Origin of the sequence: Bradyrhizobium sp. (genome assembly GCF_049798375.1) — a bacterium.
Taxonomy (GTDB): Bacteria; Pseudomonadota; Alphaproteobacteria; order Rhizobiales; family Xanthobacteraceae; genus Bradyrhizobium.
In genome coordinates this window covers 1-15,207 of record NZ_JBARGP010000365.1, presented here as the reverse complement: position 1 = coordinate 15,207, position 15,207 = coordinate 1, and the positions used below count along the sequence as shown (strand labels likewise).

Sequence of the window (15,207 nt, the reverse complement as noted above, 5' to 3'; positions counted from 1 at the left end):
CGGGCTCTTGCTGTTGGTCGCCGCAGTCGTTCTTGGGACTCTGGCGGCATTTGCAGGATCATATCCGAGCCTGCTCCGGGGCTGGCTGCTCGGCTTTGCGATCTGGAGCTGCGCGCCGATCGGAAGCATGACGCTGCTGCTCATTCATCGCCTGACCGGTGGCCGGTGGGGCTACGCTATCGCGCCGGTGTTGCGCCCGCTGGCCGCAATGATGCCTCTGGTTGCTATCGCCTTCGTTCCGGTTCTCGCAGGCTTGCACGCGATCTATCCCTGGGCCGCCGATCCCGGCCAAATCAGCCCCGATGTTGCGCGTTGGTATCTGAGCGAGCCATCCTTCATTCTTCGCGCTGTGATCGCGCTGGTCGGCTGGTCCGTGCTCGGCGTGACCTTCGCTTTGGAGCTCGGCGGTCGACTGCTGGCCGCGCTTGGCCTTGCATTCTTCGGTCTCATGATCAGCCTGGTCGCGGTTGATTGGTATCTTTCGATTGAGCCGCATTATGTCGCCACGGCCTTCGCGTCGATGATCGCAATCCAGCAGTTGCTTGCGGCGCTTGTCGTCGCGGCGGCGCTCAGCCCGCCGGATCTCGATGGCAAGGCTGCAAGTGATGTCGCAGGTCTCGTGATCGCGACACTGCTCGGCGTCGTCTATCTCGAATACATGACCTACGTCGTCGCCTGGTACGGCGATCTGCCGCACAAGGCGGCCTGGTTCCTCAAACGCAGCACATTCGGGTGGACACTCACCCTTGTCTTCGCTTTTGTCGTCGGCGCAGTGCTGCCATTTGCGATGTTGCTGCTGAAATCAGTACGAAGCAGCCGCTTCGGGCTGCGTGTTACGGGTCTGCTTCTGCTGACCGGCACGGCCCTGCATCTCACTTGGCTGCTGGTGCCGGCCTTTGCGTTTCAAGGCCTTGTCATCGCAACCGGGGCCGCCCTCCTCATTCTCCTCACGGTGATCACCGTGTTGCTCGCCGGAAGCAGCGCAGCCGCAGAGGCACGCCATGCCCAATGACGACATGGGAAAACGCACACTGCCGCAGCCGCCGGAGGTCAGCGATCGCCCGATTCTAATCATCGTCGGCGGCTTCCTCATCTTCGTCGGGATCGCCATCGCTGGGCTTCTCCTGTTCGTCACGCGGGAGGCGCCCGGCGCTTTGGGCCCGAGAGTGGAGAGACAGTTTCCGCAGCCGGCACTGCAGACGCTTCCTCAGAACGACCTCGCCCACTTCGAAGCCTCGCAGCGCAGCGCATTGTCGGGCTATGCGTGGGTAGACCGTGATCGCGGTGTCGCACGAATCCCGATCGATGAAGCCATGCGCATGATCACTGCCCGTGGCGAGCACGCCTACGATCCGCTTCAACCGTCGTCCCCTTCGCCCGCCGGCGCGCGTGGAGGCAGCCCATGAGACCGGCTCTCCTCGTCATTGCGCTTGCGCTGTGGCCGACATTGGCGGCGGCCGAATTGACGGACCAGCAGATCGGCCGCGTCGGCCTTGAGCCTCCGCCCAACGCCCGCGTCCCACTGTCTTTGTCCTTCAAAGATCTCCAGGGGAGCGCTGTCACCATCGGCGCAGCCATCGGGAACCGTCCGACGCTGCTGATCCCGGCTGATTTCACCTGCAAGCAGATCTGTGGCCCGGCGCTCTCAATCGCGGCCTCTGCACTGAAACAGACCGGGCTCGCGGCCGGCCGTGACTACAGCGTTGTCGTCGTCGGCATCGATCCGCGCGACGGTGTCGACGATGCCCGGCGGTTTACGAACGGCCAGATCGGCGGGCCAGGCATTTCCGTGTTGAGCGGGACGCCGGAGGCCATTGCGACCCTACTCGGAGCAATTGGCTATCATACCGAGCTTGACGGCGATCATGACGCTATCGCCCATCCTGCCGCCTTCATGACACTGGGCATCGATGGACACGTTGTTCGGGCCATGTCGAGCCTCGCGCTGCAGCCTACCGATCTGCGGCTGGCGCTGCTCGAAGCCGGAGCCGGCCGCATCGGCGGCATAAGCGGACGGATCGCCCTGCTCTGCTATGGGTTCGATGCGGTGCACGGCATCTACACGCGCCGGATCACCGCCCTGCTGCAGATCGCGGGGGGGCTGACCGTCGTCGTGCTTGCGGGCGCAGTGGGCCTGATGTTGCTCCGCGGGCGCAAAACCGGAGCCTCGGCATGAACGCGTCCTTCAGCCTGCCGGAGGCGAGCACTCACGCCGTCACCGTTGATCATATTTTCTACCTGCTGCTGGTTCTGTCGGGTGCCACCGTGGTGCTCGTCTTCGGGCTCATCCTGCTGTTTGCCGTGCGTTATCGCCGGGGATCCGCGGCCAAGCGCGGCCCGATGCCGGAGCTTCTCAGCCACGAATTCGAGATCGGTTGGACGCTTGCGACGTTGCTGACCTTCGCATTTTTGTTCTGGTGGGTCTCTTCGGCCGATCTCAGCAGCCTGGCTGCGCCTGTAGGCGCGCTGGAAATCCATGTCGTTGCCAAGCAATGGATGTGGAAGACGCAGCACTCGAACGGCGCGAGAGAAATCAATGCGCTCCACGTGCCGCTCAACAAGCCTGTCCACCTGCTGATGAGCTCGCAGGACGTCATCCACTCGTTCTTCGTTCCGGCGTTTCGGGTCAAGAAGGATGTCCTGCCTGGCCGTGACACGGACATCTGGTTTCAGGCCACCAAAACCGGCGTATTCCCGCTGCTCTGCGCGGAATATTGCGGCACCAACCATTCCATGATGCGCGGCAAGATCATCGTGATGCGCCAAGAGGATTATGCCCGGTGGCTCACCGAGCAGCCTGAAGGCGACGACCTCGCCCATGAAGGCGCCAAGCTGTTCATCGCGCAGGGCTGCTCGGGGTGCCATGCCAACTCCTCCAGCGTCCATGCCCCCCGCCTTGACGGCGTCTATGGCCGGGATGTGCACCTCTCGGACGGCCGCACGATCAAGGCGGACGATGCCTACATCCGCGACTCGATCCTCCAGCCCAAGCGGGACATCGTCGCCGGCTATGAACCCATCATGCCGAGCTTCAAGGGGCTGCTCGACGACGGCGAGATTCAGAGCCTGACCGCCTATATCCGCTCGCTTGCGCAGGAGAAGCAAAATGACTGATGCCCTGCTGGCCGGAGAGCTGCCGTTACCCCCGCGCCCGGACTATCTACGCCATGGCTCGACGCTCGCATCCTGGCTCACCACCACGGACCACAAGCGGATTGCGATCCTCTACGCAGTGACGATCACATTTTTCTTTTTCCTGGGTGGCGCAGCGATCACCGCCGTACGCCTCGAGCTGTTCCAGCCGAACGGCTGGCTGATGACGTCAGACACCTACAACAAGCTCTTCTCTTTCCATGGCATCGTCATGGTGTGGTTCTTCCTGGTCCCGTCCATTCCGAACACGCTCGGCAACTTTCTGCTGCCGCTGATGATCGGAGCACCGGATGTCGCCTTTCCGCGGCTCAACCTCTTCAGCTGGTACCTGACCCTGGCTGCCGGCGCTTGCACTGTCTATGCGCTGGTCGCTGGCGGCGTCGATACCGGCTGGACGTTCTACACGCCCTACTCGTCGATGTTCTCCAACACGCATGTTTTCGCCGCAGCGGCTGGCGTGTTCGTCGTCGGGTTCGCAAGCATCGCAACGGGCGTCAATTTCATTGCAACCACGCACATGCTGCGGGCCCCGGGAATGACATGGTTCCGCCTGCCACTGTTCGTCTGGGCAATCTATGCGACTTCCCTGATCATGGTCCTGGCCACGCCGGTATTGGCGATCTCACTGCTGCTCGTCATCGCGGAGCGCTGGCTGGGGCTACCGATCTTCGACCCGGCGCGCGGCGGTGACCCGGTTCTGTTTCAGCACCTGTTCTGGTTCTACTCGCATCCTGCCGTCTACATCATGGTTCTGCCCGCGATGGGGGTCGTGTCCGAAGTGATTCCTTGCTTCGCGCGGCGGCGCATTTTCGGCTACGACTTCATGGTCTATGCCATGCTTGCGATCTCCGGCATCGGCTTCTTCGTGTGGGGACACCACATGTTCGTCTCAGGCCAGTCGGCGCTGGCGAGTCTGGTCTTCTCATTCCTCTCCTTCATCATCGCGGTCCCATCTGCGATCAAGGTGTTCAACTGGACCGCTTCGCTCTACCGCGGTCAGATCAGCTTTGAATCGCCAATGCTTTATGCACTGGGCTTTGTCGGACTGTTCACCACCGGTGGCCTTTCGGGTCTATTCCTCGCGTCCATTCCGGTGGACATTCATGTTACCGACACCTACTTCGTCGTGGCTCATTTCCACTACATCATGGTCGGCGGCTCGGTATCGGCATTCTTCGCCGGGCTGCACTTCTGGTGGCCGAAGGTCACGGGCAAGCTCTATCCGGAGAGCTGGGCGAAATTCGCCGCCATTCTGATGTATTCCGGCTTCAACATGACGTTCCTGCCCCAGTTCTTTGCGGGTTATCTTGGCATGCCCAGGCGCTATCACACCTACCCGCCCGAATTCCAGATCTACAACGTCATGTCCTCGGCGGGCGCTGCAGTCCTTGCCGTCGCCTATCTGCTTCCGCTTGGCTATCTCACCTGGTCGCTGTTCTATGGCGCCCGCGCCGGCAACAATCCATGGGCGGCAACGGGACTTGAGTGGACCACCACGTCGCCGCCGCCGCCGAAGAACTTCGACTGGCAGCCGCGCGTCGACCGGCCGCCGTATGATTACCATGCCGAGGGCCTTTCAGCCGGAACCAACCGGCCAGAGGTGCAAAACGCCAGGGGAACGCAATGAGCGACGAAAGCGCACTGCTCAGAGAACCCTGGGTCGACTTCGACCGGCAGCGCGAGGCGGCCAAGTTCGGCATTTGGGTATTCCTTGGCAGCGAGACACTTTTTTTCGGGGCGTTGCTGTTGACCTATACGATCTGCCGCGTCGAGCACCCTGAGGCGTTTGCTGCAGCCGGACGCGAGACCAACATCTGGTATGGGACCATCAACACCGCTATTCTGCTCACAAGCAGCTTGTTCATGGCGATGGCGTCCCAGGCTGCCGAGTCAGGCGCGCGGCTGCGCCGGCTGGTGCTTGGTTGCTTACTCATCACCGCGATGCTCGGGCTCGCATTCGTCATCCTCAAGGGCTTCGAATACAAGGAGGACATCGACAAGCATCTGGTGCCAGGCGCAAGCTTCGCACTTCCACAGGCCGGCGCCCAGCTGTTCTATGGGCTCTATTGGCTTGTGACAGGGGTACACGCCATCCATTTGTCTATCGGCATGGTATTGGTCAGCCGCCTATTCTGGATGTTCTATCAGCGAAAACTTCGGATTCGTGAGAACCCGGAACTCGAGGTCACAGCGCTCTACTGGCACCTCGTCGATATCGTGTGGATCATCCTTTATCCGTTGATCTATCTTCCGGGGCGCGCCTCATGACGCTGCGCAGAGCGACCGCCGCCCATTTGTGGCGCAAGAACATCGTGATCTGGGCCGCGCTGCTTGCGCTGCTGCTGCTCAGCCTCGGACTCGCCTATGTGCCGATGGGTCGGCTGACGACCGCGGCCGGCATTATCATCGCCGCCGTAAAATCCACGCTCGTCTTGCTGCTGTTCATGGAGCTCGTCACATCGAAATCACTGGTCCGGCTCGCTGCAATCTCCGGCCTGGTCTTTGTGATAGCCATGTTCACATTGACCCTCAGTGACGTGCTCACCCGTTGAGCGCGGCGGGTCGCGTCGACAAGGAGGAATATCGCGCGCCGAATGCGTCCCCTGCGACCGTAACGCCAATGGCTTTCAACGCGAGTACGATTTGAAGCGCATGCTGCCGATCTGCGATGATTTCGCTTTCGGCGAGTTCGATGTCGAGCCGCGAGGGCCGCAATCCCGTCCCTTCAGCATTTCAGCAAGCCGTCTTGGCAGCTCTTCGTTGAGCTGCATCAGTGCGACTTCGATCGCGACCTTGAAGGGACGCGGCCACCGCGCAGCCGCTCGCATGCACCGCAAACGACCTCTGCAACGACGATGATCCTAAAGTCTACACTAAGCGTGCCCGTCTGCCGGGAACAAGAATATCACTGTGAGCTTCATACATCGGGTATGTCATGCCTTGGATCGAAGACTACGCGCTAATCGGTGACTGCGAGACGTCAGCCCTTGTCGGGCTGGATGGCTCGATTGATTGGCTGTGCCTGCCAAGGTTCGATTCAGACAGCTGTTTTGCAAAGCTGCTCGGAACGGAGGACAACGGATTTTGGCGCCTCTCAGCGCTTAAACCGTGCAAGCAGGAGCGACGTTATCGCCCTGGCACGTTGATTCTCGAGACCATTTTCGAGGCTGAGCAAGGGAAGGTCCGCGTAACCGACTTCATGCCTCTGAAATCCGGTCATTCGAGGATCGTCCGTATTGTTGAAGGTCTGGAAGGCAGCGTCGAAATGCGGAGCGAACTCGCTGTCCGGTTCGACTACGGGATTTCCATACCTTGGGTCAGCCGCCTGCAGGACGGCGCGCTGACGTTGGTCGCCGGCGCCGCCATGCTGGTGTTGCGCAGCGACGTATCCATGACCGGCCTGGGCATGAGCACGGTCGGCGACTTCACTATTTCCCGGGGCGAGAGCAAGAGCTTCGTGCTGACGCATCAGGTTTCATATCAGCACGAAGCCGCCGAGGTCGCCCCTTCCGATCTGCTCGCGCAGTGCGAGCGGTTCTGGCTGAGTTGGTCCGGACGTTGTGAGGATGCTGGCGCATATTCTGAGTATGTCAGGCGCTCGCTCATTACCCTGAAGGCGCTCACGTTTCAACCGAGCGGCGGCATCGTCGCTGCCGCGACGACGTCGCTCCCCGAGCAACTCGGCGGCAGCAGGAATTGGGATTATCGATTTTGCTGGATTCGAGACGCCACGCTTAGTCTGCTTACCTTGATGGGCGCAGGCTATTACGATGAAGCACGGGCTTGGCGTGATTGGCTCGTTCGCGCAGTTGCCGGCAGCCCCAAGCAGCTTCAAATCATGTACGCCGTATCGGGTGAGCGGCGCCTGACGGAGTGGGAGGTGCCGTGGCTTTCCGGTTATGAAGGATCGCGCCCGGTCCGGGTCGGCAATGCCGCGCATACCCAGCTTCAGCTGGATGTCTATGGCGAACTCATGGACGCGCTATATCAGGCGCGCTGCGGAGGTCTCCCCGAAAACGAGCGAGCCTGGGAAATCCAGTGTGCGCTCCTATCGCATCTGAAACACATCTGGACCGAGCCTGATGAGGGGATCTGGGAAGTTCGCGGCGGCCGCAAGCATTTCACCTATTCGAAGATCATGACATGGGTCGCGTTCGATCGGGCGATCAAGTCGGCGGAGGAGTTCGGCATGGACGGCCCGGTCGGCGAATGGAAAGCGATCCGCGAGACCATTCATGCGGATGTCTGCCGCCACGGTTTCGATGAAAAGCAAGGTGCGTTTGTCCAGGTCTATGGCGAGCCTCAGCTCGATGCGAGCCTGCTGCTGATTGCGGCGGTCGGCTTTTTGCCGCCGGATGATCAGCGCGTGATCTCAACCATCAACGCGATCGAAAACGGATTGGTCGCGGACGGCTTCGTTCGACGCTACGACACGAAAGCCGCAGGGGATGGCTTGCCTCCGGGCGAAGGCATGTTCCTGGCTTGCAGTTTCTGGCTTGCGGATGCCTATCACCTGATCGGCCGCGAGTCCGATGCCAAGACTTTGCTCGAGCGCCTCCTCGCCCTGCGTAATGATGTTGGATTATTAGCGGAGGAGTATGACGTGGGTCGACGCCGCCTAGTCGGCAACTTTCCACAGGCGTTTTCGCATATGGCGCTGGTCAACACAGCTCACAATCTCACGCATCGCGACAAGCCGTCGGAGAAACGCAGCGGCCATCGAGCGATTTCAAGTCAAGCCGGAAGACGCAGGACGGCGAGAGGAGCAAGCCATGACTGACTCGACAACCGATCCCGCGGCGCCGGCACCACCGGGACAGCGCCAGCGACCGCCCGCTCAATTCCCTGTGGTGCTGGCAGGGCAAGCCGCCCTTGTGACCGGCGCGAATTCAGGCATCGGCAAGGCAGTCGCACTCGGCCTTGGCGCATCCGGCGCCGACGTCGTCGTCAACTATGTGACGAATCCAGAGAGCGCCGAAGAGGTTGCGCACCGCATTGAAGCTAGCGGGCGCCGCGCGCTCGCCATTAAGGCCGACGTCAGCCGGGAAGAAGACGTGCAGGCCATGTTCGCCAAGGCGATCAACCACTTCGGAACACTCCACATCTGCGTCAACAATGCCGGCCTGCAGCGTGATGCGCCTCTGCTCGACATGACGCTGAAGCAGTGGAATGAGGTTATTTCCGTCAATCTGACCGGTCAGTTCCTTTGTGCCCGCGAAGCGGTCCGCGAATTCAAGACGCGTGGCGTTGTGCGCGAGGTCTCCGCCGCCGCCGGCAAGCTCGTTTTTATGAGCTCGGTGCACCAGGAAATTCCCTGGGCCGGCCATGTCAACTACGCCGCCTCAAAGGGTGGAGTGATGCAATTGATGCGAAGCATTGCCCAGGAAGTGGCGCCGCTGGCGATCCGGGCCAACGCGATCGCGCCGGGCGCCATCCGTACCCCGATCAACAAATCTGCCTGGGAGACGCCCGCGGCCTACAAAGAGCTGATGACACTCGTACCTTACAAGCGCATCGGCGAGCCCGAGGACATCGCGCAGGCGGTCGCTTGGCTCGTGTCGGATGCTGCCGATTATGTGACCGGAGCGACGTTCTTTGTCGACGGCGGCATGACGCTCTTTCCTGGCTTCACGACCGGGGGATGAGCGGGCGTTCGAACGGTGCGACGATAAAGCGAAGGCTTCCATTTGGCGGCCGTACGTGAGGTTTGAGCTACTCCCATATCCACACCGGTTCGAGCTCCTCGTGTGCGCTCTCGGATCACGTGCGATTGGTAAATGACATCATCGCATTACCTTAGCTTCGGCAGTCGCACGGTTACTGGCCGGGTCGGAGGTCCGAATGACGATCGTGTTGCGATTTGATCATATCTCACCGTCGATCCGCACCGCCCGCAACGGAATTTAATGGAGCCAAAAGAACCACGGCGGCGAAGAGCCATCGGCCAGAACCCACAGTTCGCACAATCTTGCAGGACTTTTTCTGCGGACACCATGTTAGTCACGGCCTCTTAAGCTGGAGTCTTCGTACCCTCGCCGAAAAACTCTCTTGGTCGCCAACTGTTCCAGCGTGTCCAAGATTGGTCCGCGCCGGACTGCAATTCGCGATCGCTGCCCGCGCTCATTCCTGGCCGAGTTGACCCGCTTGCCTCTCTCATGAGGGCAGAACGGCTAAACTGGTTTCAGCCAGATTCGATCACCGGCGGTCTCGTGCTCGGTCCATTGGCGCGGCTACATTCCACCGCCAGCCTCGCGGCTATCGCTGGCCTAGCTCTCCGAGCGTAAGCTCGGCGGGCGCCGCTCGCGATGTTCGCTTCGTTAGCTGTGATGTGTCATTGCGACGCCTACGATCGGTCTTGCGGCTCTTCAGCGTGTCCAGGATCGCGGTGAAGCCGCCCGGCACGGAAAATGGTGCCCGCGTTCTTGCAGTGCTGGCTAAGAGCTTTCAAATTCTCACCAGGGCAACACCACGGTGCCGGTGCATCCGCAATTCGCAGACAGCCTGCGGGCGGCACGCGCGGCCGGGATGATCGGCGCGGAGGTCTTCACCGGCAGGCGGGTCAGAGGCCGGGTGCTGAACAAGAAGGCCTGGGCAATGAAGTTCAAGAAGTACGCGGTGCTGGCCGGCTTCAACGAGCCCAAGAAGAGCTGCCATGGGGTCCGCAAGGCGCGCGCCGAAGTGGCGGCTTATGCCGAGTGCACCGAGAGCCAGATGATGCCGATGTTCGGCTGGACGGACCCGAAGATGCCGGCCCTCTACATCGCGCAGACCGACCGCGAGAAGCTCGGCATCAGCGGCATGGACAAGGTCGTGGCGTTTGATCGGAGTCAGTCGCTCGACGACTTCCTGGCGATGCCCGATGAGAACAAAACAGGAACATGCACCGAGAACAGAGTAGTAACTTTCCGTGGTAACATTTGGAAAAAGCGTAGCAGCTTCAGTTGCTTACGCGTGGGAGTGGTGCGCTCGGAGGGACTCGAACCCCCACGATTTTACTCACTGCCACCTCAAGGCAGCGCGTCTACCAATTCCGCCACGAGCGCGAAGGAAGACCGGAACCGAAATCGGCGAACCGGATCAACGGCGCCGATGTAACAAATCGATGCTGGCGCCACAAGGCCCGCGGCGCCCTCGCATCAGGGGTTTATACCGGGTTTTTTTGTGCCTTCTTTGCCGCCGGGCGATTTCGTCAGCATCTGCTTGACCTCGACCGCGATTCGGTTGCGGTCGACCAGCACCACCCCGCTCGCCACCGGCAAATTGTTGGCCAGCACCTTGACCTCGTCCGCCTCGGTTGCGTCCAGCTCGATGATGGCACCGCGCGACAGGCGCAGCACCTGATGGATGGGCATGGTGGACGTCCCGAGGACAACCATGAGGTCGACGGTCACTTTATCGAGGGTAGACACTGCACGGCCACCGAAATCAAACTAGAGTGCGTGACCGGGACATCATCACGTTGTGGTTAGCCAATGGTTAACAGCCGCGAAAACCTTGATCTGACCACCTTCGCCGCCGCCGCCGACAGCGCGGTCGAATGGCGCATCTCCGATTCGCCGGCCGACTATGCCGAGGCGGTCGCAGCGATGGAGGCGCGCGCCGCCGCCATCGCATCCGGTGAAGCGCCGGAGCTGGTTTGGCTGCTCGAACACCCCCCGCTCTACACCCTGGGCACCTCGGGCAAGGCCGGCGACCTGCTCGATCCGCGCTTTCCGCTGATTGCGACCGGCCGCGGCGGCCAGGTGACCTATCACGGTCCCGGCCAGCGGATCGCCTACGTGATGCTGGACCTGAAGCGGCGCCGGCCCGACGTCCGCGCTTATGTCGCGGCGCTGGAGCAATGGATCATCGAGACATTGGATGCCTTCAACATCCGCGGCGAGCGGCGTGAGGACCGCGTCGGAGTCTGGGTCAGGCGCCCGGACAAGGGCGATGGCTTCGAGGACAAGATCGCCGCGATCGGTGTACGACTGAAGCGCTGGGTGTCGTTCCACGGCATCGCCATCAATGTCGAGCCGGACCTTTCGCACTTCCGGGCGATCGTGCCCTGCGGCGTGGTCGATCCGCGCTATGGCGTCACCAGCCTGGTCGATCTCGGCCATCCCGTGACCATGGCCGACATCGATATTGCGCTTCGGCAGACATTCGCCGATATTTTCGGACCGACCGTGGCCAACGTGCCGGAAATCGTGGCCTGACAGAGATGGCAGATCCGCACCCAGAGCCCCTGCATCGCTTCCAGGCGCTCTGCACCTCCGACTCGGAGCAGCTGCGCGAGCTTGCTATGCGGTGGCTTGGTGCTGTCAGAATCGAGCTGCGCAACGCCGGTCCCTTCAAGGCGCGGCTCAATGCGCTCAATCTCGAAACGACGGGCCTCGCGTTCGGCGCGACGAGTTGCGATCTCGTCGCCGATCAATATCCCATGGACGTCGTCCGGCTGCAGATCGCGCTTCGGGGGCGTGGCCTGAGCTGCGTCGGCAGTCAGGTCACCGACATCGACGAGCGCCAGTTTGCAGTCACGCCTGCCGGCGTCCCCTGGCAGATGGTGTCTCAGGGCGGCCACGAGCGCATGACCCTGCGCTTCAACCAGGCCGCGCTGACGCGGAAGCTCACTGCGATCATCGGCATGCAGCCGAAGGGCGATCACGGGTTCGAGCATGCGATCCCGGCCCACGATCCGCAGGCGCGCAGCCTGTTGCGGCTGATCACCTTCGTCGCGCAGCAGCTCAATGACAGTACCGTGGCCCTGCCCCGCGCGGTCTGTCGTGAACTGGAGGACGCGATACAGGTCGCTTTCCTGTCGGCAAGCCGGCACAAATATCGCGAGCTGCTGGACGCGCCGGCGCCGCTACCGGAATTCAGCCTGGTCAGACGGATGGAGGACTTCATCGAGGCGAGCTGGCGCGAGGCCATCACGATCGAGCGGCTGGTCGTGGAAGCCGGCGTCAGCGCGCGCTCGCTGTTCCGGGCATTCGAGCGCGTGCGCGGCTATTCACCGATCGCGTTCGCCAAATCCGTGCGGCTGCGCCGCGCCCGCGAGCTGCTGCTGTCGGGCGATCCGGCCATGACCGTGGCCGCGGCCGCGGCCACCTGCAATTTCGTCAATCCCGGCCACTTCGCCCGCTACTATCGCGAGACGTTTGGCGAGCTGCCGTCTATGACGGTGCAGCGCGTCGGGCAATGAGGCGTTCGCGTGAAGCCGTTACACCGTCGACAGGACCGAAAACTCTTCCCCTGCCTGGCGCAGCTTGAGCTGGTCGGCGGTCGCGGGCTCCTCGGTCACGGCGTCGACACGGGCGGCCGGCGGCCCTTTCCGGCACAGCGCGACCATCTCGGCGACGTCCTGCGCGGGGCCGGCGAATACGGCTTCGACGCTGCTGTCCTGGCGGTTGCGCACCCAGCCTTCGAGACCGTTGAGCGTGGCCTGGTCCTCGACCCAGGCGCGGTAGCCGACGCCCTGGACTCGGCCGCGGATAAGAACGTGAACGATGCTCCGGTCGGCCCTCATGACTTCAATCCGAGCATGTCGCGGCCGCGCGCCTTGACCTCCGCCTCGCGGGTCACGCGCGCGGTCAATTCGCCCGATGCCAGCCCCTTGAGCTGCTTCGGCGGCGTGCCCTCGCGCAGCGCCTTCAGCGTCTCGTAGACGGCCTGCGTGGCAGCGGCGATCGGTGCGTGGCCCTGCAGCGCGATGCGGACGCGGCGGGCGGCGAGATAATCCAGATCCGACATCTCCTCCGGCGCGCCGCCGAGCACGATCGGCAGCCTGGTCGCGGCCGCGATGGCATCGAGCTCGCCGCGCGCCTTGATGCCGGTGAAGAACAATCCGTCGACGCCAACAGTCTCGTAGGCCTTCGCGCGCGCAATCGCATCGTCGAGCGAGGTGATCGAAACCGCACCAGTGCGGCCGAGGATGACGAACGACGGATCGCCGCGGCCGTCGAGCGCCCCCTTCATCTTGCCGACGCCCTCCTCCAGAGAAATGAGCTGTGTCTTGGCGTCGCCAAAGGCTGGCGGCAGCAGCGTATCCTCGATCGTGAGGCCGGCCGCGCCGGCGGCCTCCAGCTCCTGCACCGTACGGCGCACGTTGAGCGCGTTGCCATAGCCGTGATCGGCATCGACCAGGAATGGCAGCGCCGATGCACGCGACATCCGCCGCACCTGCTCGGCAAGTTCGGTGAGTGTGATCAGCGCAATGTCGGGATCGCCGAGCACGGCGAGCGATGCCACCGAGCCGCCGAACATGCCGAGCTCGAAGCCGAGGTCGTCAGCAATGCGCATCGAGATCGCATCGTAGACCGAGCCCGGTCGAATGCAACGCGTGCCGGTGAGGATGGAGCGCAGTTGGTCTCTGCGTGCACGGAAGGTCATTTGTCACTCCTCTCCCCGTCATTGCGAGGAACAAAGCGACGACTTGTCCGCCATAGCCCGAAGGGCGACGGCGGAAGCAATCCAGGATCTTGTCCGAGCTCTGGATTGCTTCGCTCGCTCGCAAGGACGGAGACTGCCGACGACGGCAGGTTGCCTTTAAGCAAACTCCAGAATCAGCGCGTCCACTGCCAGCGTGGCGCCGGCGGCGGCGTGGATCTTCTTCACCGTGCCGTCCTGTTCGGCGCGCAGCACGTTCTGCATCTTCATCGCCTCGATCACGGCGAGCGTCTCGCCCGCCTTGATCTCCTGGCCTTCGCTGACGGCGATCGAGACCACCAGCCCCGGCATCGGGCACAGCAGCTTCTTGCCGGTATCAGTGGCGGTGACCACCGGCATCAGCCGTGCCGATGCAGCCTCAGCCTCCGTGTAGACATAGACCGCGGTCTCGACGCCCTGGTGGGTGAGCCGGACGCCATTAGAGACCGGCCGCACCTGGACCGCGATCGAGGCACCATCGATGGTGCCCTGCCAAACCGGCTCGCCTGGTTTCCAATGCGAGATCAAATGATGCGCCGTGCCGACCTTGCCGTCGGCGCCTACGAAGCGCACCGCGATCGCACCGTCCGCACGGGTGATGTCGAGCACGATCTCGTCGCGGCCGAGCCACACCGCGCGGCGGCCTTGCCGCTTGACCGGACGACCGATCATCTGGCCCGAGATCTGGCGCTTGCGCTCGCCGAGCACGTGATCAATCGCGGCGCCCACCGCGGCGAGCCGGCGCGCCACCTCGCCTTCCGGCGCGCGCGGAGCGAAGCCCTTCGGGAATTCCTCCGCGATGAAGCCGGTCGACAGCTTGCCCTCGCGCCAGCGCGGATGGTTCATCAGCGCCGATAAAAACGGGATGTTGTGGCGGATGCCGTCGACATAGAACGCATCGAGCGCGCTCGATTGCGCCTCGATCGCCGCAGCGCGCGACGGCGCATGGGTGACCAGCTTCGCGATCATCGGATCGTAATAGATCGAGATCTCGCCGCCCTCCTGCACGCCGGTGTCGTTGCGCACGGTGATGCCTTCGGACTTGCTCTCGGCCGGCGGGCGATACTTCACCAGGCGGCCGATCGAGGGCAGGAAGTTGCGGAACGGGTCTTCGGCATAGACGCGCGATTCCACTGCCCAACCGGTCAAGCTGACATCCTTCTGTGCGATGCTCAGCTTCTCGCCAGCCGCGACCCGGATCATCTGCTCGACCAGGTCGATGCCGGTAACCAACTCGGTGACGGGATGCTCGACCTGCAGGCGGGTGTTCATCTCCAGGAAGAAGAAGCTCTTGTCCTGGCCGGCGACGAACTCGACGGTCCCTGCGGAATCGTAGTTCACGGCCTTGGCCAGCGCGACTGCCTGTTCGCCCATCTTGCGGCGGGCGCTCTCGTCGAGCAGCGGCGACGGTGCCTCCTCGATGACCTTCTGGTTGCGCCGCTGGATGGAGCATTCGCGCTCGAACAGGTGGACGACATGGCCGTGCTTGTCGCCCAGCACCTGGATCTCGATGTGGCGCGGGCTCTCGATGAACTTCTCGATGAAGATGCGGTCGTCGCCGAATGAGGATTTCGCCTCGGCCTTGGCGAGCGTGTAGCCTTCGGCGACCTCGTTTTTGGAGTGGGCGATGCGCATGCCCTTGCCGCC

Annotated in this window: 16 protein-coding genes and 1 tRNA gene; 11 read left to right on the top strand and 6 right to left on the bottom strand. The window is 62.7% G+C overall.

Features of this window, described 5'->3' with window-relative positions:
• Positions 1-349: 349 nt before the first annotated feature.
• The 9 genes from WA702_RS15395 (at position 350) to WA702_RS15355 (ending at position 8,798) form a co-directional block, all read left to right on the top strand.
• A complete protein-coding gene (locus tag WA702_RS15395; protein WP_425111390.1) occupies positions 350-1,012 on the top strand; it encodes a hypothetical protein in 663 nt (220 codons plus the stop codon).
• Positions 1,002-1,406: a hypothetical protein gene (locus tag WA702_RS15390; RefSeq protein WP_425111389.1), complete on the top strand. Its 405-nt coding sequence runs from the start codon at positions 1,002-1,004 to the stop codon at positions 1,404-1,406. Before WA702_RS15395 ends, WA702_RS15390 begins: the two co-directional genes overlap by 11 nt.
• 56 nt (positions 1,407-1,462) lie before the next feature.
• Entirely contained in the window at positions 1,463-2,176 is a 714-nt protein-coding gene (locus WA702_RS15385; protein ID WP_425111388.1) for an SCO family protein, read from the top strand.
• Positions 2,173-3,114 (top strand): cytochrome c oxidase subunit II, encoded by a 942-nt coding sequence (gene coxB / locus WA702_RS15380; RefSeq protein ID WP_425111387.1) that lies wholly within the window; start codon positions 2,173-2,175, stop codon positions 3,112-3,114. The genes WA702_RS15385 and coxB overlap by 4 nt, the downstream gene beginning before the upstream one ends.
• Positions 3,107-4,780, top strand: coding sequence for a cytochrome c oxidase subunit I (locus tag WA702_RS15375; protein ID WP_425111386.1), 1,674 nt, complete (start codon positions 3,107-3,109; stop codon positions 4,778-4,780). The genes coxB and WA702_RS15375 overlap by 8 nt, the downstream gene beginning before the upstream one ends.
• Complete coding sequence (locus tag WA702_RS15370; RefSeq protein ID WP_425111385.1) at positions 4,777-5,421, top strand: cytochrome c oxidase subunit 3; 645 nt, start codon at positions 4,777-4,779, stop codon at positions 5,419-5,421. Before WA702_RS15375 ends, WA702_RS15370 begins: the two co-directional genes overlap by 4 nt.
• Positions 5,418-5,705, top strand: a complete 288-nt coding sequence (locus WA702_RS15365) for a cytochrome C oxidase subunit IV family protein (protein ID WP_425111384.1) — start codon at positions 5,418-5,420, stop codon at positions 5,703-5,705. The genes WA702_RS15370 and WA702_RS15365 overlap by 4 nt, the downstream gene beginning before the upstream one ends.
• Before the next feature lie 383 nt (positions 5,706-6,088).
• Positions 6,089-7,933 (top strand): glycoside hydrolase family 15 protein, encoded by a 1,845-nt coding sequence (locus tag WA702_RS15360; protein ID WP_425111383.1) that lies wholly within the window; start codon positions 6,089-6,091, stop codon positions 7,931-7,933.
• A 67-nt stretch (positions 7,934-8,000) separates the two neighbouring features.
• Positions 8,001-8,798 (top strand): SDR family oxidoreductase, encoded by a 798-nt coding sequence (locus WA702_RS15355; RefSeq protein ID WP_425111381.1) that lies wholly within the window; start codon positions 8,001-8,003, stop codon positions 8,796-8,798.
• Between the two features lie 807 nt (positions 8,799-9,605).
• On the opposite strand, the gene WA702_RS15350 is transcribed toward WA702_RS15355, so the two are convergent.
• The 3 genes from WA702_RS15350 to WA702_RS15340 all read right to left on the bottom strand — a co-directional run bounded on the left by WA702_RS15350 (position 9,606) and on the right by WA702_RS15340 (position 10,562).
• Complete coding sequence (locus WA702_RS15350) at positions 9,606-9,794, bottom strand: hypothetical protein (RefSeq protein ID WP_425111380.1); 189 nt, start codon at positions 9,792-9,794, stop codon at positions 9,606-9,608.
• A 317-nt stretch (positions 9,795-10,111) separates the two neighbouring features.
• Positions 10,112-10,196: transfer RNA gene (locus WA702_RS15345), tRNA-Leu, on the bottom strand.
• Between the two features lie 93 nt (positions 10,197-10,289).
• Positions 10,290-10,562 (bottom strand): FliM/FliN family flagellar motor switch protein, encoded by a 273-nt coding sequence (locus WA702_RS15340; RefSeq protein WP_425111379.1) that lies wholly within the window; start codon positions 10,560-10,562, stop codon positions 10,290-10,292.
• 63 nt (positions 10,563-10,625) lie between these two features.
• Between WA702_RS15340 and lipB the strand changes: the two genes are divergently transcribed.
• Positions 10,626-11,351 (top strand): lipoyl(octanoyl) transferase LipB, encoded by a 726-nt coding sequence (gene lipB / locus WA702_RS15335; RefSeq protein ID WP_425111378.1) that lies wholly within the window; start codon positions 10,626-10,628, stop codon positions 11,349-11,351.
• Between the two features lie 5 nt (positions 11,352-11,356).
• Positions 11,357-12,337 (top strand): AraC family transcriptional regulator, encoded by a 981-nt coding sequence (locus WA702_RS15330; protein WP_425111377.1) that lies wholly within the window; start codon positions 11,357-11,359, stop codon positions 12,335-12,337.
• Between the two features lie 18 nt (positions 12,338-12,355).
• On the opposite strand, the gene WA702_RS15325 is transcribed toward WA702_RS15330, so the two are convergent.
• The 3 genes from WA702_RS15325 to WA702_RS15315 all read right to left on the bottom strand — a co-directional run.
• Positions 12,356-12,661 (bottom strand): acylphosphatase, encoded by a 306-nt coding sequence (locus WA702_RS15325; protein ID WP_425111376.1) that lies wholly within the window; start codon positions 12,659-12,661, stop codon positions 12,356-12,358.
• Positions 12,658-13,524, bottom strand: a complete 867-nt coding sequence (locus WA702_RS15320) for an isocitrate lyase/PEP mutase family protein (RefSeq protein ID WP_425111375.1) — start codon at positions 13,522-13,524, stop codon at positions 12,658-12,660. The genes WA702_RS15325 and WA702_RS15320 overlap by 4 nt, the downstream gene beginning before the upstream one ends.
• A 156-nt stretch (positions 13,525-13,680) precedes the next feature.
• Positions 13,681-15,207, bottom strand: a 1,527-nt coding sequence (locus tag WA702_RS15315) for a biotin/lipoyl-containing protein (RefSeq protein ID WP_425111374.1), incomplete at its 5' end; no start/stop codon positions are given.